Raw genomic sequence first — 22,520 nt, forward strand, 5'->3', positions numbered from 1 at the left:
GACAAGGGAGGGAACGTGGTACCCAAAGTCGAAAAACCGCACACGGTCAGACATCTCGGACCGGTCGCCTACGAGCCGCTGCGCCGTGCAGTAGCGCGCATTTCCGAAGCGACCTGGCAGGCCGAGGACGCGCACAAGGAAAACGACTTCGAAGTCTTCCACCATACGCGCCACATCATCTTCCGCTTCATCGAGAACAACCGCGACCCGGAAAGCTTCTATGCGACGCCCGCATGGGACGCGTGGAAGGGCCTCTTGGAACCGGTCATGCGCGAAGCCATCGCGCCCTACGGATTTGCCAGCCCCCGATTTCCAAAGGCTATGCTCGCGCGGCTACAGGCCGGCCACCGGATCGACCCGCATTACGACGGGGCGGGGTCGAACCTTCGCGCGCACAAGATCCACGTGCCACTGGTCACCAATCCGGAAGCCGTATTCCTCGTGCGCGACGAGCGTGTCCATCTCGAAGCCGGCAACGCCTACGAGGTGAACAATATCGTCAGCCACGGCGGCGAGAATCTCGGCGAGGAAGATCGCATCCACCTGATCTTCGAGGTGTATAATGCCGATTCGGGCGGGCGCACGACAGACCGGGGCGTGCATGCCGAAGTATAGGATTTACGGCTTTACCCTGTCTTCCGACATTCCCCTTCCCGCCATCCCGGAATTCACCGGCGAGGCGGAAGCGGACGCATTCATTCGTGCGGCTTCGATCGAGGAGACCCCCGGGTTCGAGACGAGCTTCCGCAATTGGGAGGCGGAACCCGGCCGCTTCTTCGCCACCTTCTTCGAAACCGGTCGTTTCCGCGTCTCCAATGGCGACACGATCGAATACGACCGCTTTGCCGAGGCCGACGACAGCCAGGTCGTCTCCATCCTGCTCGGCACCTGCATGGCAGCGCTCCTCATGCAGCGCGGGATACTCCCGATCCATTCATGCTCGGTCCTGACCGACAAGGGCGCGGTTCTGGTGATGGGCATGTCTGGTGCGGGCAAGTCGACCATGCTCGGCGGCCTGCTGTCGCTCGGACTGCCGATGGTGGCGGACGATGTCACCGGCCTGATACTGTCCGACGCCGGGCTGCCGCAGGCCCTGCCCGCCTTTCCGGCGACGCGGCTATGGGCGGATTCGCTCAAGCGGCTCGGCCACGAAAGCGACGGCTTGCCGCAGGTGCGCAGCGACCTTGCGAAATACTACCGGCCGGTCGAGGAATTCCACGACCGGGTCACGCCCATCCGCGCGATTGTCTATCTGCAGGCGACCAATGCCGAGGAGGAAGAATTCTCCCGGATCGACCCGGCGCTCGGCGTCGAATGCCTGTCGCGCTTCATCCATCGCAAGAATTTCATCGATGGTATGAAGCTGCGCCCATGGGCCTTCCGCACGGTGGCCAATACAGTTGGGCAAGTGCCGATGTTCCACCTGAAGAGATCCGCGCATTGGATCGATCCGGGCGAACTCGCACGCCGCATGATCGACGGGATCGAACGGGCAGAAGCCGAAAGCGCCGCCCAGGAACCGGCATGACCGCGCAGCTCGGCCCGGGACGCTCGATCGTCTGGCTCGCCTCCTATCCGAAATCGGGCAGCACCTGGGTCCGCGCCCTGCTGACCGCCTGCCTGTTTCCCGACGAGCCGCTAGATTTGAGCGCGCTGGTCGGCGGGCCGATCGTGTTTGACCGATCGCTGCTCGACGATCATGCCGCGATCGATTCTGCCGACCTGACATTGGACGCGTTGCTACCCTACCAGTCGGCATTCCACCGCGCCTTCGCCGCCGAGGGTGATGGCCCAGTTCTCGTGAAAACGCACAGCGCCTTCCGCCGGGCGAGCGACGGGACTGCCCTCTTCCCCAAGCAGGCGAGCGCGGGTGCCATCCTCATCGTGCGGAACCCGCTCGATATCGTGGCATCCTACGCGCATCACGAAGGCAAGACCGCGGACGCCATTATCGAGCGCATGGCGGACGAAGAAGCCCGGCAGGACGAATGGCCGGACAAGACAAGCAAGGCCGTCCCGCAATTGCTCGGCAGCTGGTCGACCAATGTCACCTCTTGGCTCGACCAGGACGAGATACCGCTCCTGTTGGTGCGCTACGAAGACCTGCTTTCCGACCCTGCGGGGCAACTCGATCGCATTACCTCGTTCTGCGGTCTATCGATCGATCTTGAGAAACAGGGCGCGGCCACTGATGCAGCCTCTTTCGAACGGCTGAAAAAGGCCGAAGACGATGCCGGCTTTTCGGAGAAGCCGCGTGCTGGAAAGGCGTTCTTTCGTAAGGGTCGAACCGGAGGCAGCACGCGCGAACTGAACGAGGCGCAAAACCGGCGCATTCTGGAGGATCATGGAGCAGCCATGCGCCGGCTGGGATATTCGGGTTGAAGCGCCCCCCGACCACTTGCGCAAGACAATCAACGATGGAAGAAACCCGCACATGAACGACAAGACCATCAAGGCCGATACGATCGCCACCCGAAACGAGAATGTCCTGTTCAGCGAAGTAGCCGACGGCATCTCGCTGATGGATATCGAGAGCGGCAAATATTTCCATTTCGAATCGACCGGCGCGCGCATCTGGCTCAAGCTCGATCCGGGCCGCAGAATCTCGGATCTTTGCGAAAGCCTTCAAGAGGAATTCGAGGTCGAGCCGGAGCAATGTCGCGCAGATACAATCGAATTTGTGTCCGAATTATATGGTCTTGGCCTCGTTGAGGTCGCTTGAGTCCGATTGCGTTCCAGAATTTTGCCGTGGTTGCACAACCGGTTAATTCGGGTATAGGCATTGTTCACAAGTTAGTTTCTTTGGGGAGAAATTATGAAAACCGACAAGCAGAAAGGCCGCGCGCCCTGGCAAAAGCCGGCTGTCCGTTCGATCACGCCGGTCAAGCGCACCGCCGCTGGCGCAGTAAGCCGGACGGTTGAAGACGCCTTCTACAACCCTTCCTGATCCGCCGTTTCGGACCGCGTCCGTCTACGGGCGCTGAGGAAATTCGAAGAAGGCCCAAGGCGTTTTTGCCGTGGGCCTTTTTTCTTGCCGCTTGCCCATGAAATCGATCACTTCACTCATGCCTTTGCAAGGCAGGTTCGCGCGCAACAGCGACCCTTCAGGGCAACTGGAAGTCCTAGCCGACTCCTGCCTTCGGGACCGGGCTGCTCTGGCGCAGGCGCTCGGTATACCGCCTGACGAGAGCGATGCCGGACTGATCCTCGGAGCCTACAGGCGGTGGGGCGCGGACCTATGTCGTCACCTCCAGGGTGAGTTTGCCTTCGCGATCCTCGATCGCGGTCAGGGAAGCGTGCTTCTGGGCCGCGACCACATGGGTTTTCGCACGCTCTTCTACACGCAGGACGGCGAAAGCCTGCTGATCGCGAACGAGCCAGGCAGTCTCGTCGCTTCAAGCAATGCGCCTCAGTTCGACGAGGCCTATGCCGTGATGCAACTACTCGGCGGCCGCCGGGTCGAAGCGCACAGGACATTCTGGAAAGGTATCGAGCGCCTTCCCGCCGGCCATCATCTGCTCATGCGAGACGGCAATTGGACGCGCGAGCAGTGGTGGAAACCATTCGAGCAGGTCGCTCGAAGAGACGGCCAGGAAGCGGAGCTGGTCGAACAGGGGCGGGAATTGCTCCAGAGAGCTATCGCGGACAGCATACCGGCGCAGGGTCGGGTCGGCATTCACGTGACCGGGGGTCTCGATAGCTCAGCAATCCTCGTCATCGGCGATGCGCTCGTCAGGCAAAGCGGGCGGCAGGTTACGGGCTATGCATGGCAGGGGCCTTCGGAAACGGAAGAAGGCCCGCGCATCGCTGCAGCTGCGGCCCTGGTCGAGATGGATCTGCGCATTCCGGATCTTTCCGACCGGGAGTTCGCGGATCTCTGGCGCAGCGACTGGTCTGTCGCGCCATCGCAATGGAACCTGATGCATGAGCTGCCCGTCCAGCGGGATGCCGGCCAAAACGGCATCTCGACCATCCTGTCGGGCTGGGGCGGCGACGAGGCGATCAGCTTCAATGGCCGCGGAATCCATGCCGAATATCTCGCACAGCTCAAGCTCGCCGATCTCGCCGCCCTCTCCCCGCATAGTGGCATCAAGGGGCTCGCCAGTTCGCTGCGCGCGGCCTTGAGCGAGTTGCGCGAAGGCCGGCGGAACGAGCTTGGGGTAGCCCCCGGCACCTTCCTCACCAGCGACGCATTGGCGCAGGTGGATATCCAGCCTGGTCCTGTCATCGACTATAGCAGCTGCCGCACGGCCATGCGCTCCATCCTCGACACCGGGGCGACCAGCGCCAGGATCGAGGACTGGGCAATCTCGGGCCACGAGCACGGTGTTCGTTACCGCTACCCGATGCTCGACCGGCGGGTGATGGAATTCGCCTACAGCCTGCCGGGCGAGCTCTTCCGCCAAGGCCCTACGCGGCGCTGGTTTTTTCGCGAAATGATGAAGGGTATCCTGCCCGAAAACATCCGCTGCGAAACCTCCAAACGGGAGAGACTGCGCACCACGGCCCTCGAGCGGAGGCTGCAGCAATTCTACCGCGGCATAGCGGAGGAGGTCGAGGACCGGCGCAGCAGCCTGGCGCGCGCGCATTTCTTCGACATGGACAGGCTGATCGCCGCGCTAAGGAACCCGCCGGGGATAGGCGAACCGCAGTTCGGGCACTTGCGCCGGGCAATCCAGTTCCTGGATATCTGAGCGATGACCGGCAGGAGCGCCCCTATCGATCTCTTCACCGTCACCTCCCGGGACTTCGTGCCCGGAACGCAGGTCATGCTGGAGAGCTTCCTCCAGCAAAACGACTGGTTCGACGGCCGGATCGTCCTCTTGCATGACGACCTAGACGAGACGACCCAGCACGACTTCGGCAGGCTTTTCGCAGGTCTCGAATGTCGCACGCCCGCACCTGACCTGTGCGAGCGCGTCGACAGGCTGGTCGCTCAATTCCCAAAGCTGTCAGGTCGAAAGCGGCGCTTCTATTCGCTCGACCTGTTCGGCGGCGACACCGGCGCAGCTGCGCTTTTCATCGACAGCGATATGATGTTTCGTGGGTCGGTCGAAAGGGCGCTCGTGTCAGGCGCCCGGATCGCAGCCTGCGGGGACCGGGCGCTTCTGTCCGGCAACACGCGGGACAGCGAAAGCCTCGCGGAGGTCCCTGTGTCTCGGGAGGTCTCGGAATTCCGAAGCTTCAATGCCGGCTTCATGCTGGTCGCTCCCGAGCTTCGCACGAGCAAGGCCCGCGAAGCCGTCCTCGGGCATCTCGATCCGGTACGCTGGGCGCGGATTAGCAGCGACCATACCGATCAGGCGGTCCTCAATTCGTGCTTCGGCCAAGAAGTCCATATCCTCGACCCGACATACAATTTGATGCTCGGTCACGTGGAGCGAATCGCCGTAGAGCATCGCATTCCCGCACGCGAGGCGATCGGCCTGCATTTCAACGGCCCGGCCAAGCCCTGGCTATTGGGCGAACAAGTCGAGGCCATGTCACGCAACGCCGACTACGCCTTCGGGCTTGCACAGTGGCACGGCGCCTATCGCCGCTTCCTTGCTCGCAGGGAAGCTGGACCGACGGGCTAACGGCTTCGGCGAACGATGATTTCGCTGTTCGGGGCGAACTCGCCGTCGATGCTGGTCTTGGCCCCGTCACGCCAGGTTACCTCGATCTTCGCGACGCGGGACGCCTTACCGAGGCCGAAGTGTGCCACGGGATCGATCCCGGTCGCGAACCCGCCGCTCTGCCGGATATCGCGTGCACGGGAAATGCCGTCGTCGGTTGTCACGACGATGCGCGCTCCGATCGCGTCCCGGTTGCCGATATCGTCCTGCAGGCGAACCCACAGCGCGCCGCCAGCCGGTGCGTCGTTGCGATGGATAATCGGCTGCGTCACCGCCGAGGTACGGATCACGTCCACATCGCCATCGCGATCGTAATCGATCAACGCATAAGTGGTCGAAGGCACCGTGTCGGACAGGCCGAACCGGTCCTGTGCCTGTACGAAGCCCGCTCCACCCCTGTTGCGATAGTATGTGTTGGGCGTCGTATTGCGATGATAGGCCATCCCCGTCGCAACGAAAATGTCCTGCCAACCGTCCTGGTCAAGATCGACGAAGCGCGAATTCCAGCTCCAGCCCGGCTTCGCCACATCGAAACGAGTAGTCTCGTCGAGGAAGCCAGAGCCAGCTGTGCGCTTGAAGAAGATATTCCGCGCGTTGATGCCGCCGACGTAATCCTGCTCCTCCATGACCTTCTCGGCATTCGGGAATCGGGGTCTTGCCGCGACCTCACACATTTCCTTCCACTCTGCGCCGTAGGGCACGAGACGATAGCATTCGGACGTTTCCCCGAGGAAACTTGCCCGAAAACTCAGGCTGCGCGCCGCACACACCCAGCGGTAGAGCGAGTCCTGGATTTCGTCGCAGCGAGAATAGAGCGAGTGGGCTAGGTTGGCGCTGAGACTCCTGTTTCTAAGACTGAGGAAGCATTCCCGGCTGTCTCCGGCCTGCATTTCCGCCATTCCGCAATAGCTCATTTCCGGCTCGACCGATTCCACGCGCCAACGCGACCATGCGATCTGTGCGACGTAAAATTCATCGATCAGGTCATTGTCGATGTCACCCATGTCGAGGCTCATCGAAGTGCGCGTCAGGTAGGGAACGATCCCGTCGGACTTGCGCGCCAGACGGAACTTGCGCTCGCCCTGGTTGAGATAAATCTTGTCTGCGGTGGAAACGTCGTCGCCGATAATCAAGTCGGGTCGACCATCGCCATCGATATCGGTGATCAACGACGCAAGGCTTTCGCCCGGCACACCGTCGAGCATTTGCGGCGTGAAGCTGCCGCCCTCGTTCCAGAAGATGCGGTCCTGCGATGAAAGCAGATAGGGGTTGCCGTTGTTTGCCGTGGTCCCGATGGTCCAGTTCGCAGCGAGTATATCGATATCGCCGTCGCCATCGAGGTCGGCGAAGCCGGGCGCTCCCACGAGCCCGGCATCGCCATTCGGCAGGTCGGTACGGTCGTTCCAGTCGAAGCGGCCATCGCGGTTCCACAGTATGTGGGTCCCCCGCATGTAGGACGACACGAAAAGGTCGGGTCGCCGGTCACCATTGAGGTCGCTCAGCATGATTGTCCCGATGAACTGTTCTGCCAACGGGCCGAGCATGATCGGCACCTCCTGGAAACGTCCACCGATGTTGCGGAAATAGGCGAGCCCCCCTGTCGCGGGTGTACGCGACATGAGAATGTCTACCCAGCCGTCGCCGTCCGTATCTCCCGATGCGAGGCCCCAGAAGAAGGTATATGGCTCGAGCACTTCGTATCCCGCAGACTGCGGACGAAGGTCGAGTCCCACTTCCGAACCGAGCAGCCGGCTGAAGCCGATGTCGGCCCCGGCGCTCGGTGTATTCACCGGTGCTGCCTCGACCACGGAGACGGTGCCTGGTCCTTCGTTCGCGACCGTTGCTGCAACGGGGCGGTAGGTTATCTCGGGGATTCCGGCCTCATCGAGCGGTGCCAGGCTAGGCTGGCCCGGCGCTCGCTCCATCTGTGTGGTCGGCATCGAGCTGAGGAAGGCGATATTCGCGTCATGCCGCTCCTCGATGATGGATTTGTCGATCCAGTTCGCCGCAACGCCCAGCACTACCGCCAGCGCCGCGAGCGACCCCATCATCGCAGCGGATATTCGCCAGGATATGGCTCGCCCGACAATCATAAACGAATAGACGCTGTAGCAGCCGAGCGCGAACAGCAGCGGCATGACATAGCGCACCGGCCAACCCGCGTTGATGAGAATGACTGCGAGAATGACGTCAAAGGCAATCGGTACCGGCAGGAAGATCGCCACCACGGCAATGAGCGTCATTGCGACCAGAATCATGGGGACAGACGTCGGAACACCGATAACCCGGCGGAATTCCTGGAAATCGAAGAAAGTGATGAGGATCGCGCCGAGCGCGCCTGCCAGCAGCATCAGCGGCACGGTGACCGCGATGATGAATACGAGGTTCCGGCCGAAGGTCCGGGCCAGCCAGACGAAGGCCTTGGGCCAGCTGTCGACGTCGGACGCGGGCACCGGCAGGGGACGCAGCGCCTCGAGCTTGCGCGCGATCCAGCCGCGGCGATCGTCGACCTGGCCCTGCATCTTCGCGATCGCATCGTCTTCCAGACCCTTGGGATGGAAAATCCGCGTGAGGATCGGCACGCCGATGAGTACGAAAGCCAGCGCGCCGACCAGCTTGAGCGTCGCGAGATGCAATGGAAGCAGCGCGAAGGACATGCTCACCACGATCACGTTGAGCGTCGGCGAGGCGATCAGCGCGCTCAGCGTCGTCTCGAGCCGCATTCCGGCACTGTGAAGGCCGCGCGCAATCGGCGCAGCGCAGTTGACGCACACGCCCAGCGGAGTTCCGATGGCCGCGCCCAGCGCCGCATTGGCGAAACGGTTATTGAATCCGCGGCGCTCTATCAGCCCGAGCAACGTCAACGCGCAGGCAGCGAAGAGCACGCCGAAGGTCATGCCCTTCCAGTTGGTGTAGATCCAGTTGACCGTGTTTACGGTCAGTTCCCAGGCGAAGCTGCTGTTCGGCACCCATTCGAGTATTTCGTCGAAAGCGATACCGCTCATATTGGTATCGCCGCCCATCGCAGCCTTTTCGTTCAGCGCCGGATAGCGCGACTGGGTCCAGAAATAGGTCGCGATCGCAGCCGTCAGCAGGACCGATAGAACGATCCGCCGATCACGCAGCAGGTTTACGAAAACGTTGTCCGGCCGGTCGGCCGCAGCGGCAGTTGCCATCTATTCCCCTCACGCCGCGCATGCTGGCGACGCCATCACATATGTCCCGTTAGGCGAAGGTCTAAGGATGCGACGCGCGGGCCGCAACAGCAATTGCAAACAGCAGGCTTGTCAGTCGGGCTCGCGCAACTCTAGGACGCTTTTCATGGATGAAAAACGCGATCTGTTGATCCTCGGTGGCGGTCTCGTCGGCATGACGCTTGCCCTCGCCGCTGCGCGCAAGGGCATTTCCAGCCACGTAGTAGACCGGGCCGATCCGGCCGAACTGACTGCAGAAGGGTTCGACGGCCGCGCTTCGGCCATTTCGACGGCAAGTTGGAACCTGTTCACGAATATCGGCCTTGCCGACCGGCTCGAGCCGCACGGCTGCGGCATCGCCTCGATCGCGGTGACCGACCAGATGAAGCCGGGCGAGATCGACTTCACGCCCGAACCGCACGAAGGGACGCTGGGCCGCATGTTCGCCAACCGCGAACTGCGCCTCGCCCTGTTCGAAGCGGCCAGCGACGAACCGCTGATCGCCTGGCATTCGAAGGCGGAGATCGTCGGGCGCCAGCGCGGCGAGCACGGCGTCTCGGCACGGCTTGCGGACGGCCGCGAGCTCAACGCATCGCTGATGATCGGCGCGGAGGGTCGCGGCTCGCCCACGCGCGAGGATGCAGGCATCTCGATCGCCAAGTGGGACTATAGCCACCGCGCGATCATCACGGGGCTCGTCCACGAAAAGCCGCACGGCAATGTCGCGTGGGAAATCTTCTATCCGGCCGGCCCCTTCGCTCTGCTCCCCATGCTCGATGGCGAGAATGGCGAGCACCGCAGCGCGCTCGTCTGGACGGTCGACGAGAAGGATGCGGCGGGAACGCTGAAACTTTCCGATCGCGCGTTCCTTGCCGAGGTCGAGAAGCGCATGGGCGGGCTGTTCGGTGAAATCCGTTCGGTCGGCGCGCGTTCGTCCTATCCGCTCGGCTTCCACCATACCGCGCGCATCACGGGCGAACGGCTCGCGCTGGTCGGCGATGCGGCGCATGGCATCCACCCCATCGCGGGCCAGGGCCTGAACCTCGGCCTGCGCGATGTGGGGGCCTTGGTCGAAGTGCTGGCAGACGGCATGCGTCTCGGCCTCGATCCGGGCGATGCGCAGTTGCTGACGCGCTACGAGAACTGGCGCGGGCTCGATTCCTTCATGGTCGCGCTCGCGACCGACGGCCTCACCCGCCTGTTCGGCATTCCCGGCAAGACGGCATCGGCCATCCGCCGTTTCGGCATGGCCGGCGTGCAGCGCATTCCGGTGCTGAAGACGTGGTTCATGGACGAGGCACGCGGCGTCACGGGCGACATGCCCGAGCTACTCTCCGGCTGAGGCCGAACCTTGACCTAGTTGTTGACGGTTTCCGCGCCGGGGCCGGGTTGTTCGACCCGCTGCCCTTCCCGGTCGCGCAGGCGCGTCGGTTCGAGCACCGCCGAGGTCTCGATAAGGTCGAGCGCGCGCTGCGTCGAAGCAAAGCGCTTGGCATCGGCAATCCATTCCTCCGCGCTGTCCGCGCCGGGCATGTTCTGCACTTCCTCGATCGCAGCGCTCACACGCCCGCTTTCGAGGAACAGGCGCGCACGTTCGATCCGGCGCTCGGGCTGCGGCGACGGAGCGGTCTCGCGGCGCACGGTGAAGATATCGCTCAGCTCGCGCCGGAAACGCTCGAAGGTGAAATCCTCGCTCGTGTTGCGCAGCTGCGGGGCCAGCCCGTCGAGCCGAGCGATCAGCTGGTCGAGCGTGATCGGATCGCGTGAATTCTCGATGATCGTGGCCACTGCATTGGGCAGCGCATCACCGAAACGCAGGCGCAGCTGGTCGGCGAGATAGCCGAGTTCGGCCCCGCGCTCGATGGAGCGGCGGGCGGCGAAGGCGATCAACAAGCCCTCGGCCCGCGCGGCATTACCGGATGCGGCCTGTGCCTGGAGATCGAGCCGGGCAAGACGCTGTTCGGCAGCCGCAAGGCGCTGTTCGAGGCCGCCCTGCTGCTCGGCCACGCGCTCGACCGCTTCGGTCGCCTGTTCGGCAGCACGAACGGTCGCTTCGGAAGCGGTCGGGCTCGGCGTCGGGCTTGCTCCGGGCGTGGGAGACGCGGTCAGCGCAGCGCTGGGCGCTTCCTCTTCGACCTGCACCGCCTCTTCATCGGAGGAAAGCGGACCGCCGTCGCGCCATGAGAAATAGCCCACGATCAGCGCCCCGAGCAGGAAGGCGCTCAAAGCGACGCCGAGAATAGCCTGTATGGAGCCGCTTTTGCGGCGCTTGCGATTGATACTGTCCATCCCGTTCCGTTCTACGACCCGTCATGCGCCATTTTCGGCGCTATTTTCAGCCGTTGTTGCACAGGTCGCGTGCCAAAGCCAACAGGCTCGCATCGTCAGGGGTCGGGGCAATGGCGACCTTTCCCCAGGCGGGACCGGCCAATTCGGCGACCCGTGGGCCAATCACGGCGAGCTTCAGCCGCGCCCTGTCGATCCCGAGCCGGTCGAATTCCTGTCCGAGCTGTTCGAGCGCGCGGCCCGAGTGGATCAGGCACACGCCCCCTTCGCGAAGGTCACCAGCCGTCGACTGGTCGAGCGGCTGCGGCGCGCTGCGATAGACCACGACCTCGGCGACCGAGATGTGACCGGGAATATCGAGATCGACGCGGTCCTCGCCGCTGAGGCGCAGTAGGCGGATTGGCTTCTTGGGGAGGTTGTCGAGCAGCGCTTGCAGTCCGCCCCTGCCCGTCAATTCGACCTCGAAACCGCGATCCCTTGCGGCAGCCGCAGTGGCTTCACCTACGGCGAGAACGGGTAATTGGGTGAGCTGGTCCAGTTGCGAACCGCCGTGCCGAAACGCATTCGCACTGCCCGCAAGTATCGCATCGAAGCCCTTGGAATCGCCGCATTCCCAAGCGACCGGCTCGATGCGAAACAGCGGCTGCCCTGTCATCGCAAGGCCCAGAGCCTTGCCGCGTTCGATGGTATCCGAAAAGCCCGGTTCGGGGCGGAAGACGAAGACCGGCTCGCTCATTGCTGGCCGTCGAACAGCTTCCGGATCGCGGGCGGGCTCTTGTCGAGCAAATCCTGCGCAAAAGCGTGCATTGCCGCGAAATCGCCTGCTGCGACGTCGATTTCGCCAGCCTGCCTTTCCCGCCCGTCGGCGCTGAAGATGGCCGCGCGCAGGTGGAAGCTATCACCCCTCTTCTCGCTCAGGACGGCAATCGGGCTGTGGCAGGTGCCGCCCAGACCTTCGAGCAAGGCGCGCTCGAGCATGACTGCGTCGAACGTCTGCCCATGGTTCACCGCATCGAGCAGGGCGATCGTCGCCCCGTCGTCGAAGCGGCATTCAAGCCCGATCGCGCCCTGGGCCGGAGCGGGAAGCCATGTCTCGCTATCCAGCGCAATGCCCACGCTCATACCGAGCCGCGAGAGGCCCGCGGCGGCGAGGAAGGTCGCATCCGCCTCGCCCGCATCGAGCTTGCCGAGACGGGTCGCGACATTGCCGCGCATGCCGACGATTTCGCAATCGGGCCTCGCGTGCAGCAACTGCGCCGCGCGGCGCGGCGCGCTGGTCCCGACGCGCGAGCCGGGGGCCAGCGAGGCGAGGCTCTCGGCGCCGATCAGCACATCGCGCACGTCCTCGCGCGGCAGCATGGCGGCAATGCGCAGTTCATCGGTACGCAGCGTCTCTACATCCTTCATCGAATGGACCGATACGTCGATGCGTCCTTCTGCGAGCCACGCGTCCAGTTCCTTGGTCCACAAGGCTTTTCCGCCGATTTCGGCGAGCGGCTGATCCTGGATCTTGTCGCCGCTCGCGACGACCTTGACCAGCTCGACCTGCGCCTTCGACCAGCCATGCGCCGCGCACAGGCGGTCGCGGGCTTCCTCGGCCTGGGCCAGGGCGAGCGGTGACTGGCGCGTGCCAAGCCGTAGTTTCACATCCGTGCTCATGCGGCGCTTGCCCTAGCGAGGCATCTGGTTCAGGGGAAGCGCCATGGCCATCGTTCTCGGCATTGAATCGAGCTGCGACGAGACTGCCGCTGCACTGGTGACAGCCCAAGGCGAAATCGTTGCACAACGGATTGCATCGCAGGATGCCGAGCACGCGCCCTATGGAGGGGTCGTGCCGGAGATTGCCGCGCGCGCCCATGCCGACCGCCTCGCCCCGATGATCGAGGCGGTGATGCAGGACGCGGGTCTCGAACTTTCCGACCTCGACGCGATTGCCGCCACGGCCGGGCCGGGCCTGATCGGCGGGGTCATGGTCGGCCTCGTCAGCGCGAAGGCTCTCGCGATGGCGGGCGATGTGCCGCTGATCGCGATCAACCATCTCGAAGGGCATGCGCTTTCCCCGCGCCTTGCCGATCGCGACCTCGAATTTCCCTATGCCCTGCTGCTCGTATCCGGCGGGCATTGCCAGATCCTGCGGGTCGACGGTGTCGGCCAATACCGCCGCCTAGCAACGACTATCGACGATGCGCTGGGCGAGGCATTCGACAAGACTGCCAAGATACTCGGCCTCGGTTATCCGGGCGGTCCGGCAGTCGAAAAACTGGCGCTGGAAGGCGATGCCGCCGCCGTACCGCTCCCCCGCCCGCTCGTCGGCAGCGGGGAGCCGCATTTCTCCTTCGCCGGGCTCAAGAGCGCGGTGCTGCGCGCCAAGGAAAGCGGGCAATATGCCGACGCCGATATCGCCGCGAGTTTCCAGCAGGCGGCAATCGACTGCATCGAAGATCGCCTGCGCGTATCGCTCGACGCGATGGGCGAAGTCGGCTCGCTCGTCGTTGCGGGCGGCGTGGCGGCCAATCGTTCGGTGCGCGCAAGCCTTGAAGCGCTGGCGGAAGCACACGGAATGCGTTTCGTCGCACCGCCGCTTGCGCTGTGCACCGACAATGCCGCAATGATCGCCTGGGCGGGCGTGGAACGGCTGGGTTCGGGCCAGTCGGACCCGCTCGACGTGGCTGCGCGACCGCGCTGGCCGCTCGATCCGGATGCCGAGCCGGTGCGCGGCGCGGGTTACAAGGCCTGAGGGGGGCATAGATGGCCGTAATCGGAGTTCTCGGCGCTGGTGCATGGGGCACGGCCCTTGCACAGATGCTCGCCAGCGATGGCCGCGATGTGCTGCTGTGGGCGCGCGAGCCCGAAGTGGTCGAGCAGGTCAATTCCGGCCACCGCAACGAGCTTTTCCTGCCGAGCGCGGAGCTTGCACCGACGATCCGGGCAACCGGCGACCTGTCGGACTTGGGCAGCATCGATATCCTCCTGGCGGTTACCCCTGCGCAGCATCTCGGCGCGGTTCTCACCTCCCTGCCCTCGCAGCCGCGCGACCTCGTGCTTTGCAGCAAGGGGATCGAGGCATCGAGCGGCCAGATGATGAACGAGGTCGCAGCCGAAGCCTCGCCCGACAGCGCCATCGCCATCCTTTCTGGTCCGACATTCGCGCACGAAGTTGCCGCGGGCCTGCCGACTGCCGTCACCCTCGCCTGCAGCGGCGGCGAGGAGCAGTGGGCGCGGCTTTCGCCCGAAATCGCCCGGCCGCAGTTCCGCCCTTACTATTCCGACGACGTGGTCGGTGCGGAGATCGGCGGTGCAGTGAAGAACGTCCTCGCGATCGCCTGCGGCGTGGTCGACGGGCTGAATCTCGGCCAGAACGCTCGCGCTGCCCTGATTGCTCGCGGCTATGCGGAAATGCAGCGCTTCGGCGACGCGCTGGGCGCGCAGCGCGAAACGCTTGCGGGGCTGTGCGGGCTCGGCGACCTCGTCCTGACATGCTCGTCGACGTCGAGCCGCAACTTCTCGCTCGGCAAGGCACTGGGCGAAGGGCAATCGGCCGAAGCGCTGATGGCGGATCGCCGCACAGTGGCGGAAGGCGCGCACACGGCGCCGGTACTCCTCAAACTCGCGCAGCAGCACGAGATCGCCATGCCGATCGTCGAAGCGGTCAACGAACTCCTGTCAGGCTCCAACGCGCAGTCGGTCGTCTCCGGCCTGCTGTCCCGGCCGTTGAGGGCCGAATAGGCGGATCATGGCGGCCGAAGGAACCAACCAGGGCGATATCGAAGCGCTTGCCAAGGGTGGACGGACCAATGTGTTCGGCTTTCTCCTGCGCCTCGCCGCGCGCCTGCCGTTCCTGTTCATTGCCGGTCGCCTTTACGGGGCCGACGCGCTCGGCCGCTTCGCTTCCGCGCTTGTCGTGGTCGAGCTGGTAGCGCTCATCTGCTCGCTCGGCGAGAAACGCGGCCTTGCCCAGCGGCTGACCGACCGAGACGACGATCCGGCCAATGTCGTGTTCGACGGCCTGCTGCTCGCGCTGATCTTTTCAGGGCTAGCCGCGGTATTCTTCTGGTTCGTGCCCGCGCCGCTGTTTCCGGCGGGCGAGTACGACTACCTCGACAAGTTCATCGTCCTCGCGATCCCCGGTTACGCGCTGACGGAGATCGTGCTCGCCGCGCAGGCCTATCGCTACGACATCGCGACCACCGTCCGCGCACGCGCCGTGGTGGAGCCGTGGTCGATCTCGATCCTCGCCGGCGTGTTCTTCTACTGGATCCCGGGAAGTGGGCTCGAGATGGCCTATCTCGCGTCGATCTACGCCGGATTGCTGACGGGGCTGTGGACCTTCCTGCGCACCTACGGCCTGCCCACTGCATGGAAGCCGGACCCGCTCGCAATGGCGCGCCAGACCTGGCGGGCGCTGCCCCTGGCGACAGCGGATGCGGTCGAGTGGGGCACGCGCCGCGTCGACATCTTCATCCTCGGCCTGTTCGCGGCGCCGGCTGCGGTCGGCGTCTATTACATCGCCCAGCAGGTCGCGAGCCTGCCGCAGAAGCTCAAGACCAGCTTCGAGCCGATCCTCGGCCCGGTCATCACGCGCAACCTGAAGGAAGGCAACAAGAAGGCGATTGCCGAGCAGCTGTGCCTCGTCGGCTTCTGGATCATCGCGGCGCAGGCCGGAATTGCGCTGGCGCTGGGCGTGCCGGGCGAGGCGGTGATGGGTCTCGTCGGTCCGAACTTCGTCGGTGGTACGGGTGCGCTGGCTTTCCTGCTTGCGGCAGAGGTCATTGCGGCGACCGCGGTCGTGTCGGAAGCGGCGCTGGTCTATGTTGCGCGGGTCCGCAATTTGTGGATCTCGATCGCGACCATCGCATTCCAGGGCGCGCTGACCGTCGGCCTCATCCTCTTGGTGGAATCGCTCGGCTATGGCGAGCCGTACAAGGCGGCAGCAGCGGCGCTTGCCCTTGCCATCGCGCTCGGCACGGCATCGCTGGTCAAGGCATGGCTGATTTCGCGCATCCTCGGCCACACGGTCAACAACTGGCGCTGGGCGCTGGTCTGGGCGTCCGGTCCCGCGATCGTCGTCGGCTTCGCGGCAACGCAGCTTCCCGAGTGGGCCGAGCTGATCTTCGGCATCCCGGCGATCCTGTTCGTTTACGGCTGGGTCATCTGGCACAAGGGCTTTGGCCCGGAAGAGCGGATGCTGTTCAAGAAAAGCATGGGCGGCCCGGAAGAAGGCTAGCTTCCTGAACGAACAGGAACTTAGCGTTCAGTAGGCATTAACTGCGCCAACTCGACCTTTTGCATGGGACTGCAAAGGGAGTGAGGCAATGCAGGCATCGCGTCTGGTTTTCGCTATTTCGATGGTCGCGCTGGTATCGGGCTGCGCAACACAAGAGACGCAGGACGTCGCATCGACCAAAGGCCAACCCGAAGCCTACGCCCCGCCGCCCGCGCCTACCCCGCCACCCAACAGGGTGGTCGTTACCGGATCGCGCATCCAGAACGGAGCCGCGCGCACCGCGCTCGCGCCGACCCAGGGCTTCGTCCAGGCCGACGCTGCTGAAGCCACTGCCGCCGATCCCGACAGCCCGAGTGCCATGCCCGGATATCGCTATTTCCCGCCGGTATTCGTCGCCACCGATCCAGGCCGCGAACAGTATGACGGCGAAGAAGTCTCGCCGGTCAGGATCGCCACGGCCGAGCCGGTTTCCACCTTCTCGGTCGATGTCGATACCGGTGCCTATGCCAATACCCGCCGATTCCTGACGCAGGGCCAGATGCCTCCGCGCGCAGCTGTGCGGACCGAGGAACTGATCAACTACTTCCGCTACGACTACGCGCTTCCCGACAGCCGGGAGATGCCGTTCAGCGTCTCGACCGACATGGCGGTGACGCCGTGGAACCCGGAGACCCGGCTGATGCGGATCGGGCTGCGCGGATACGAAATGCCGGAAGACAGCCGCCCGCCGGCGAACCTCGTCTTCCTGCTCGACGTATCGGGCTCGATGAACAGTCCCGACAAGCTGCCCCTGGTACGCACCGCCATGCGCGGTCTCGTCAACCAGCTGGGCAAACGCGACCGTGTCTCCATCGTCGTCTATGCCGGAGCAGCCGGCCTCGTCCTCGATGCGACGAGCAACCCGTCCGAAATCAAGAACGCGATCGACGATCTGCGCGCGGGCGGCTCGACCGCTGGCGGCGCCGGTATCGAACTCGCCTACCGCGTTGCCGAAGCGAACCGGATCGACGGCGGGGTCAACCGCGTGATCCTCGCGACCGACGGGGACTTCAACGTAGGTGTGTCCGACCGCGACCGCCTCGTCGAACTGATCGAGGAAAAGCGCGAGACCGGAATCACGCTGACCACGCTCGGCTTCGGCACGGGCAACTACAATGAAGCGCTGATGGAGCAGCTCGCCAATCACGGAAACGGCAATTACGCCTACATCGACAGCGCGCTCGAGGCTCGCAAGGTGCTCGGCGAGGAGATGGGCGCAACGCTCTTCACCATTGCCAAGGACGTGAAGATCCAGGTCGAGTTCAATCCCGCCGTCGTCAGCCAGTATCGCCTGATCGGCTATGAGAACCGTGCGCTGCGCGAAGAGGACTTCAGCAATGACGCGGTCGATGCAGGCGATATCGGAGCCGGTCACCAGGTCACCGCGATCTACGAAATCGTCCCTGCCGGTTCGACCGGATGGATCGAGAAGCGCCGCTACGAGGACGCCGTGCCGCAGACGGCCTTTGACAAGGCGGAGGAAGCCGCCTTCGTGAAGCTGCGCTACAAGCTGCCGGACGGAGAGAAATCGCGCCTCGTCCAGAGCGCTATTCCTGCCTCGATGCTGCGGGACGCCCGTGCGCCGAAGGGCGACTTCGCCTTCGCCGTCGCGGTTGCCGCCTTCGGGCAGAAGCTGCGCGACGACAAGCTGATGGGCGAGTTCGACTACGACGACATCGTGCGCATGTCCGGCGGCCAGAAAGACTTCTACCGCCAGGAATTCCGCAAGCTGGTCGGCGTGGCGGAGGGAATGGACGCCGTTCGCAAAGGCGGCTGACGAAAGCGGGCAAACCCCTCTTTTCGCATGCGTCCGGCATGGCTAAAGCACCGCCATGTCCGTCCGGCCTTCACTCGCGATCATCATCGGCGCCATCGTTTGCGCGGTTGCCGCGCTGGGTTCCGCGCGCTCATCCCAGGACGCGTTGGCGCAGCGCCTGGCACAAGGTGCCGCAGCCGCCTTGGAGGAAGCCGGGACACCGGTTGTGGAAGCCGACTTCGGTTTGGGCGAAGGCAAATCGCCGACCCGCCATCCCATCCTGCGCGGCGGCGAAGAGTTGACCGAACAGGACCGCGCCAAGGCAGCGCGCGCCGTTGCCCGCGTTCGCGGCGTCGGCGGTGTCGTCTGGAGCGACGGCACGATCCAGGCGGAGAGCGACGAGGAAGTTTTCGCCCCGACCCATTGCCAGGACGATGTCGAAGCGCTGCTGCGCGCCCGCACGATCCGCTTCGAGGAATCCTCCGCCGAGATCGAGGCCGCCAGCCGCGAGCTGGTCGACGAGGTCGCGACCGCGCTGCGCCCCTGCCTCGGCAGCATCATCGCGGTCACCGGCCACACCGACGCATCCGGCCCTGAGCCGGGCAATATCGCCCTGTCGCTCGACCGCGCCCGGGCCGTTCGCGAGGCACTGGTGAGCCGGGGCATCCCGCGCGACGGCCTGCGCGCTCGCGGTGTCGGATCGAGCGAGCCGGTCGAAGGCCTCGACCCGTCGGACCCGGCCAACCGCCGTATCGAATTTTCCGTCATTTCGACGGTTCCGCTCACCCCGACACCTGTCGACACGCCGGGAGCACGCTGATGCCGATCTGGTTCGAAGTCGTTGTGCTCGCCCTGCTCGCCTATGCGGCGGGCCTTGCGATCGGGTGGGGCCTGTGGGGCCGTGACGACGAGACACGAGGAGACTGATACCCATGCCCGAACTGCTCGAAACCTATTGGCCGGTGCTAGTCGCCGCGCTCGTTATCGGGATCGTCATTGCCTGGTACATCTTCGTCGCCTCGCGCCGTACGCGGGTCGAGACGGACAAGACCGACGTGCTCGACGAGGGCAAGGGCCCGGCGGCGCGCAACCAGGCACTGATCGACGCGGCACCCGCCGCTTCGACGCCGCCGCAGCCGGTTGCCGAACCCTCTCCGGTACCTGTACCGGCGGCAAGCACCGACGACGGGGACGACCTCACCCGCATCAAGGGCGTCGGCCCCAAGCTGCGGGATTTGCTGGCGACGCTCGGCGTAACCCGGTTCGAGCAGATTGCGGGTTGGAGCGATGCGGACATCGCCGAAATCGACGCCAAGCTGGGCCGTTTCGAAGGCCGCATCGAGCGCGACAACTGGGTCGCCCAGGCCAAGTTCCTCGCTGCCGGCGACACGCAGGGTTACGAGAGCCAGTTCGGCCGGATGTAGCTTGCCGGAACGAAATCGCGTTTCGCCCATTTCATTTCTCAGGGACGCCGAGGGATGAAGGGGAGAGCCATGTCGATTCCACGCGTACTCGTCGCAGAAGACGAGTTCATTGTTGCCCACGATCTTTGCGATACCGTGTCCGAAGCGGGTTTCGCGATCGAGGGTCCGCACCCGAACATTTCGTCTGCCATGCTGGCGCTTCAGAAGCACCGGCCCGACCTCGCCATCCTCGACGTGCAGCTCGATGACGGGGACGTTTTCCCGCTGGCTGAAAAGCTCATGGCGGAGAATGTGCCGATCATCTTCCACTCGGGCAATTACTCGGCGGAGGAAATGAAGCAGCGTTATCCCGATGCGATCGCCTGCTCGAAACCCTGCCCGCCGAACGAGATCATCGACAAGGTCCAGCAGGCCCTCGCCTGACCCCGACCAAGCGTCGCGATTTTCGCTCAGGTCGCATCTGGCCTGATCTCCTGCTCTGCTCTATCCCCTTCGCAAAACATGCGAGATGGGAGAATCTGATGAGCGACGCTTTGTTTCCGGTCCCTGAAGAATGGGCGCGCGGCGCGCTGGTCGATGCCGAGCGTTACGCCGAGAAATACCGCCGTTCGATCTCAGACATCGACGCATTCTGGCGCGAGGAAGCGGCGCGGATCGACTGGATCCAGCCGTTCGAGACGGTCAAGGACACGTCCTACGACAAGGACGACTTTCACATCCGCTGGTTCGAAGGCGGCAAGCTCAACATCTGCGCCAACGCGCTCGACCGCCACCTTGCCGAAAATAGCGACAGGGTCGCCATCCTGTGGGAGCCGGATGATCCCTCCACCCCTTCACGCAAGCTGACCTATGCCGACCTCCACCGCGAGGTTTGCCGGTTCGCCAATGCCCTGCGCGCCAATGGCGTGAAGAAGGGCGACCGCGTCACCATCTACCTGCCCATGGTCCCCGAAGCCGCGATCGCCATGCTCGCCTGCGCGCGGATCGGGGCGATCCACTCGGTAGTATTTGCCGGTTTCTCGCCAGAAGCGCTGTCCGGCAGGATCGATGATTGCAAATCCGATATCGTCATCACCGCCGATGAAGGCCTGCGCGGCGGCAAGACGGTTCCGCTCAAAGCCAATGTCGATGCGGCGCTCGAGAAAGTGCCGGTCAGCCGCGTCATCGTGCTGCGCCACACGCAGGCCGACGTCGCGATGGAGGATGGCCGCGACATCTGGTGGAGCGATGCCGTCGCCGATCAGTCCGACGAGTGCGAGCCGGAAGTGATGGATGCTGAAGACCCGCTCTTCATCCTCTACACCAGCGGTTCGACCGGCAAGCCCAAGGGCGTGATGCACACCACCGGCGGCTATGCCGTGTGGACCAGCATGACGCACCAGTACGTCTTCGACTACCGCCCGGGCCAGGTCTACTGGTGCGCGGCTGACGTCGGCTGGGTCACCGGCCACAGCTACGTCGTCTACGGGCCGCTGCTCAATGGTGCGACGCAGGTGATGTTCGAAGGCGTGCCGAACTTCCCCGACCATTCGCGCTTCTGGCAGGTGGTCGACAAATACGAGGTCGAGATTTTCTACGCCGCCCCGACCGCCCTGCGCGCCCTGATGCGCGAAGGCGACGAGTGGGTGACGAAGACCAGCCGCAAGTCGCTACGCCTGCTCGGCTCGGTCGGCGAGCCGATCAATCCCGAGGCGTGGGACTGGTATCACCGCGTCGTCGGCGAGCGGCGCTGCCCGATCGTCGATACCTGGTGGCAGACCGAAACCGGCGGCGCGATGATTACGCCGCTGCCCGGTGCGACCGATCTCAAGCCCGGCAGTGCATCCAAGCCGATGTTCGGGGTGCAGCCAGCCGTGCTCGATCCGGAAAGCGGCAAGATGCTGGAGGGAGCGACTTCGGGCGCGCTCGTCATCACCGATAGCTGGCCGGGACAGATGCGCACCGTCTATGGCGACCACCAGCGCTTCTTCGATACCTATTTCAGCCAGTATCCCGGTTACTATTTCACCGGCGACGGCTGCCGCCGCGACGAGGATGGCTATTACTGGATCACCGGCCGCATCGACGACGTGATCAATGTCTCCGGCCACCGCATGGGCACCGCCGAGGTCGAAAGCGCTCTGGTCGAGCATCCTTCCGTTGCCGAAGCTGCCGTCGTTGGCATGCCGCACGATGTGAAGGGACAGGGCATCTACGCCTATGTCACGACCAATGCCGGGACCGAGGATACAGACGAACTGCGCAAGGAACTGGTGCAGTGGGTCCGCAAGGAAATCGGCCCGATCGCCACGCCGGACGTGCTGCAATTCGCGCCTGGCCTGCCAAAGACTCGTTCCGGCAAGATCATGCGCCGCATCCTGCGCAAGATTGCAGAGAACGACACCGGCAATCTCGGCGATACCTCGACGCTGGCCGATCCTTCGGTAGTCGATGACCTGCTCGCCAACCGCCCGAAGTAGCCACGCTGCCATGCCCAAGCTGAAAACCATGGCCTCCATGCCGCGCGCCGAGTGGGCGGGCTATGCGGAGGCGATGGCTTGCCTGCTGTGGGCGCGGCTGCTGGTGCTCCTCGTGCCGCTCAAGCATTGGCGCAAACACATCGCCGACGGGATCGAGGCGAAAGGGACTTTGGAGCCGTTGGACGAGAGCGAGCGCGAGGCGGTGAAGCTGGTCGCCCGCTCGATATCACGGGCAGTTCGCAACACTCCGGTCGAACTCATCTGCCTGCCGCAGGCGCTTGCAGCGCGCTGGATGCTCGCCCGGCGCGGGGTTGCGACGCAGCTTTACCTCGGCACACGGATGGCGGCGGAAGAGGACCGCGAATTCCACGCCTGGCTCAAGGCCGGGCGGACATGGGTGACCGGCCACTGCGACGAGGAAAATTTCGTCACTTTCGAGCGTCGCACTGCCTGACGAATGGTTGCCCTCAGCCCCGCAAATGGGCATTGGGCGGGCAAACGATAACGCAGGAGAATACCGTGG

General features: G+C 64.3%; 21 protein-coding genes. 17 read left to right on the forward strand and 4 right to left on the reverse strand.

The genetic code is table 11. From position 1 onward, the window contains the following. Positions 1-15: 15 nt before the first annotated feature. The 7 genes from EO245_RS11985 to EO245_RS12005 all read left to right on the forward strand — a co-directional run bounded on the left by EO245_RS11985 (position 16) and on the right by EO245_RS12005 (position 5,576). Positions 16-615 carry an aspartyl/asparaginyl beta-hydroxylase domain-containing protein gene (locus EO245_RS11985; RefSeq protein ID WP_128893147.1) on the forward strand — a complete coding sequence of 200 codons (600 nt, stop codon included), beginning with the start codon at positions 16-18 and terminating at the stop codon, positions 613-615. Next, entirely contained in the window at positions 602-1,528 is a 927-nt protein-coding gene (locus EO245_RS13415) for a hypothetical protein (protein ID WP_164931321.1), read from the forward strand. The genes EO245_RS11985 and EO245_RS13415 overlap by 14 nt, the downstream gene beginning before the upstream one ends. Further along, positions 1,525-2,382 carry a sulfotransferase domain-containing protein gene (locus tag EO245_RS13420; protein ID WP_164931322.1) on the forward strand — a complete coding sequence of 286 codons (858 nt, stop codon included), beginning with the start codon at positions 1,525-1,527 and terminating at the stop codon, positions 2,380-2,382. Before EO245_RS13415 ends, EO245_RS13420 begins: the two co-directional genes overlap by 4 nt. Before the next feature lie 52 nt (positions 2,383-2,434). Continuing rightward, positions 2,435-2,722 carry a PqqD family protein gene (locus EO245_RS11995; RefSeq protein WP_164931323.1) on the forward strand — a complete coding sequence of 96 codons (288 nt, stop codon included), beginning with the start codon at positions 2,435-2,437 and terminating at the stop codon, positions 2,720-2,722. Positions 2,723-2,815: 93 nt separating this feature from the next. Continuing rightward, positions 2,816-2,947 carry a hypothetical protein gene (locus EO245_RS13555; protein WP_255416943.1) on the forward strand — a complete coding sequence of 44 codons (132 nt, stop codon included), beginning with the start codon at positions 2,816-2,818 and terminating at the stop codon, positions 2,945-2,947. A gap of 118 nt (positions 2,948-3,065) precedes the next feature. Further along, a complete protein-coding gene (locus EO245_RS12000; RefSeq protein ID WP_234027015.1) occupies positions 3,066-4,694 on the forward strand; it encodes an asparagine synthetase B in 1,629 nt (542 codons plus the stop codon). A gap of 3 nt (positions 4,695-4,697) precedes the next feature. Next, positions 4,698-5,576: a glycosyltransferase gene (locus tag EO245_RS12005; RefSeq protein ID WP_128893151.1), complete on the forward strand. Its 879-nt coding sequence runs from the start codon at positions 4,698-4,700 to the stop codon at positions 5,574-5,576. Here EO245_RS12005 and EO245_RS12010 read toward each other — a convergent pair. After that, positions 5,573-8,791 (reverse strand): FG-GAP-like repeat-containing protein, encoded by a 3,219-nt coding sequence (locus EO245_RS12010; protein WP_128893152.1) that lies wholly within the window; start codon positions 8,789-8,791, stop codon positions 5,573-5,575. The two genes, EO245_RS12005 and EO245_RS12010, sit on opposite strands and share 4 nt — an antisense overlap. Positions 8,792-8,936: 145 nt before the next feature. Here EO245_RS12010 and EO245_RS12015 point away from each other — a divergent pair, with 145 nt between their 5' ends. After that, positions 8,937-10,151, forward strand: coding sequence for an FAD-dependent monooxygenase (locus EO245_RS12015; protein ID WP_128893153.1), 1,215 nt, complete (start codon positions 8,937-8,939; stop codon positions 10,149-10,151). Positions 10,152-10,165: 14 nt separating this feature from the next. On the opposite strand, the gene EO245_RS12020 is transcribed toward EO245_RS12015, so the two are convergent. Genes EO245_RS12020 through hemC form a run of 3 tightly spaced genes read right to left on the reverse strand, consistent with a single transcriptional unit; the run spans position 10,166 to position 12,754 of the window. Further along, positions 10,166-11,098, reverse strand: coding sequence for a hypothetical protein (locus EO245_RS12020; RefSeq protein ID WP_128893154.1), 933 nt, complete (start codon positions 11,096-11,098; stop codon positions 10,166-10,168). Between the two features lie 46 nt (positions 11,099-11,144). After that, positions 11,145-11,831, reverse strand: a complete 687-nt coding sequence (locus EO245_RS12025) for a uroporphyrinogen-III synthase (protein WP_128893155.1) — start codon at positions 11,829-11,831, stop codon at positions 11,145-11,147. Further along, positions 11,828-12,754: a hydroxymethylbilane synthase gene (hemC, locus tag EO245_RS12030; protein ID WP_128893156.1), complete on the reverse strand. Its 927-nt coding sequence runs from the start codon at positions 12,752-12,754 to the stop codon at positions 11,828-11,830. The genes EO245_RS12025 and hemC overlap by 4 nt, the downstream gene beginning before the upstream one ends. 43 nt (positions 12,755-12,797) lie before the next feature. On the opposite strand from hemC, the gene tsaD reads away from it, so the two are divergent. The 9 genes from tsaD (at position 12,798) to EO245_RS12075 (ending at position 22,451) form a co-directional block, all read left to right on the forward strand. Beyond that, entirely contained in the window at positions 12,798-13,832 is a 1,035-nt protein-coding gene (gene tsaD, locus EO245_RS12035) for a tRNA (adenosine(37)-N6)-threonylcarbamoyltransferase complex transferase subunit TsaD (protein WP_128893157.1), read from the forward strand. An 11-nt stretch (positions 13,833-13,843) separates the two neighbouring features. Then, entirely contained in the window at positions 13,844-14,821 is a 978-nt protein-coding gene (locus tag EO245_RS12040; RefSeq protein ID WP_128893158.1) for an NAD(P)H-dependent glycerol-3-phosphate dehydrogenase, read from the forward strand. 7 nt (positions 14,822-14,828) lie between these two features. Further along, entirely contained in the window at positions 14,829-16,319 is a 1,491-nt protein-coding gene (locus tag EO245_RS12045) for a lipopolysaccharide biosynthesis protein (protein ID WP_128893159.1), read from the forward strand. Between the two features lie 88 nt (positions 16,320-16,407). Continuing rightward, positions 16,408-18,135: a VWA domain-containing protein gene (locus EO245_RS12050; RefSeq protein WP_128893160.1), complete on the forward strand. Its 1,728-nt coding sequence runs from the start codon at positions 16,408-16,410 to the stop codon at positions 18,133-18,135. A gap of 55 nt (positions 18,136-18,190) precedes the next feature. After that, the gene (locus EO245_RS12055; protein WP_128893161.1) at positions 18,191-18,934 is read left to right on the forward strand and encodes an OmpA family protein; all 744 of its coding nucleotides are present in this window, start codon (positions 18,191-18,193) and stop codon (positions 18,932-18,934) included. A 112-nt stretch (positions 18,935-19,046) separates the two neighbouring features. Next, complete coding sequence (locus EO245_RS12060) at positions 19,047-19,538, forward strand: hypothetical protein (RefSeq protein WP_128893162.1); 492 nt, start codon at positions 19,047-19,049, stop codon at positions 19,536-19,538. Positions 19,539-19,607: 69 nt separating this feature from the next. Continuing rightward, complete coding sequence (locus EO245_RS12065) at positions 19,608-19,961, forward strand: response regulator (protein ID WP_128893163.1); 354 nt, start codon at positions 19,608-19,610, stop codon at positions 19,959-19,961. A 98-nt stretch (positions 19,962-20,059) separates the two neighbouring features. Further along, positions 20,060-21,997, forward strand: coding sequence for an acetate--CoA ligase (acs, locus tag EO245_RS12070; protein WP_128893164.1), 1,938 nt, complete (start codon positions 20,060-20,062; stop codon positions 21,995-21,997). A 10-nt stretch (positions 21,998-22,007) separates the two neighbouring features. Next, complete coding sequence (locus tag EO245_RS12075; protein WP_164931324.1) at positions 22,008-22,451, forward strand: lasso peptide biosynthesis B2 protein; 444 nt, start codon at positions 22,008-22,010, stop codon at positions 22,449-22,451. The last annotated feature ends 69 nt before the right edge of the window (positions 22,452-22,520 follow it).

It is taken from the genome of Erythrobacter sp. HKB08, from assembly GCF_004114695.1.
Lineage (GTDB): Bacteria > Pseudomonadota > Alphaproteobacteria > Sphingomonadales > Sphingomonadaceae > Parerythrobacter_A.

What these genes read in the sequence shown, in the direction of transcription:
- EO245_RS12075 (WP_164931324.1), top strand. Translation starts at nt 22,008, where the DNA reads ATGCCCAAGCTGAAAACCATGGCCTCCATGCCGCGCGCCGAGTGGGCG.
- EO245_RS12060 (WP_128893162.1), top strand. Translation starts at nt 19,047, where the DNA reads ATGCCCGAACTGCTCGAAACCTATTGGCCGGTGCTAGTCGCCGCGCTC.
- EO245_RS12000 (WP_234027015.1), top strand. Translation starts at nt 3,066, where the DNA reads ATGCCTTTGCAAGGCAGGTTCGCGCGCAACAGCGACCCTTCAGGGCAA.
- EO245_RS13415 (WP_164931321.1), top strand. Translation starts at nt 602, where the DNA reads ATGCCGAAGTATAGGATTTACGGCTTTACCCTGTCTTCCGACATTCCC.
- acs (WP_128893164.1), top strand. Translation starts at nt 20,060, where the DNA reads ATGAGCGACGCTTTGTTTCCGGTCCCTGAAGAATGGGCGCGCGGCGCG.
- EO245_RS11995 (WP_164931323.1), top strand. Translation starts at nt 2,435, where the DNA reads ATGAACGACAAGACCATCAAGGCCGATACGATCGCCACCCGAAACGAG.
- EO245_RS12025 (WP_128893155.1), bottom strand. Translation starts at nt 11,831, where the DNA reads ATGAGCGAGCCGGTCTTCGTCTTCCGCCCCGAACCGGGCTTTTCGGAT.
- EO245_RS12020 (WP_128893154.1), bottom strand. Translation starts at nt 11,098, where the DNA reads ATGGACAGTATCAATCGCAAGCGCCGCAAAAGCGGCTCCATACAGGCT.
- EO245_RS12055 (WP_128893161.1), top strand. Translation starts at nt 18,191, where the DNA reads ATGTCCGTCCGGCCTTCACTCGCGATCATCATCGGCGCCATCGTTTGC.
- EO245_RS12015 (WP_128893153.1), top strand. Translation starts at nt 8,937, where the DNA reads ATGGATGAAAAACGCGATCTGTTGATCCTCGGTGGCGGTCTCGTCGGC.
- tsaD (WP_128893157.1), top strand. Translation starts at nt 12,798, where the DNA reads ATGGCCATCGTTCTCGGCATTGAATCGAGCTGCGACGAGACTGCCGCT.
- EO245_RS13555 (WP_255416943.1), top strand. Translation starts at nt 2,816, where the DNA reads ATGAAAACCGACAAGCAGAAAGGCCGCGCGCCCTGGCAAAAGCCGGCT.
- EO245_RS12045 (WP_128893159.1), top strand. Translation starts at nt 14,829, where the DNA reads ATGGCGGCCGAAGGAACCAACCAGGGCGATATCGAAGCGCTTGCCAAG.
- EO245_RS12010 (WP_128893152.1), bottom strand. Translation starts at nt 8,791, where the DNA reads ATGGCAACTGCCGCTGCGGCCGACCGGCCGGACAACGTTTTCGTAAAC.
- EO245_RS12040 (WP_128893158.1), top strand. Translation starts at nt 13,844, where the DNA reads ATGGCCGTAATCGGAGTTCTCGGCGCTGGTGCATGGGGCACGGCCCTT.
- hemC (WP_128893156.1), bottom strand. Translation starts at nt 12,754, where the DNA reads ATGAGCACGGATGTGAAACTACGGCTTGGCACGCGCCAGTCACCGCTC.
- EO245_RS13420 (WP_164931322.1), top strand. Translation starts at nt 1,525, where the DNA reads ATGACCGCGCAGCTCGGCCCGGGACGCTCGATCGTCTGGCTCGCCTCC.
- EO245_RS12065 (WP_128893163.1), top strand. Translation starts at nt 19,608, where the DNA reads ATGTCGATTCCACGCGTACTCGTCGCAGAAGACGAGTTCATTGTTGCC.
- EO245_RS12005 (WP_128893151.1), top strand. Translation starts at nt 4,698, where the DNA reads ATGACCGGCAGGAGCGCCCCTATCGATCTCTTCACCGTCACCTCCCGG.
- EO245_RS12050 (WP_128893160.1), top strand. Translation starts at nt 16,408, where the DNA reads ATGCAGGCATCGCGTCTGGTTTTCGCTATTTCGATGGTCGCGCTGGTA.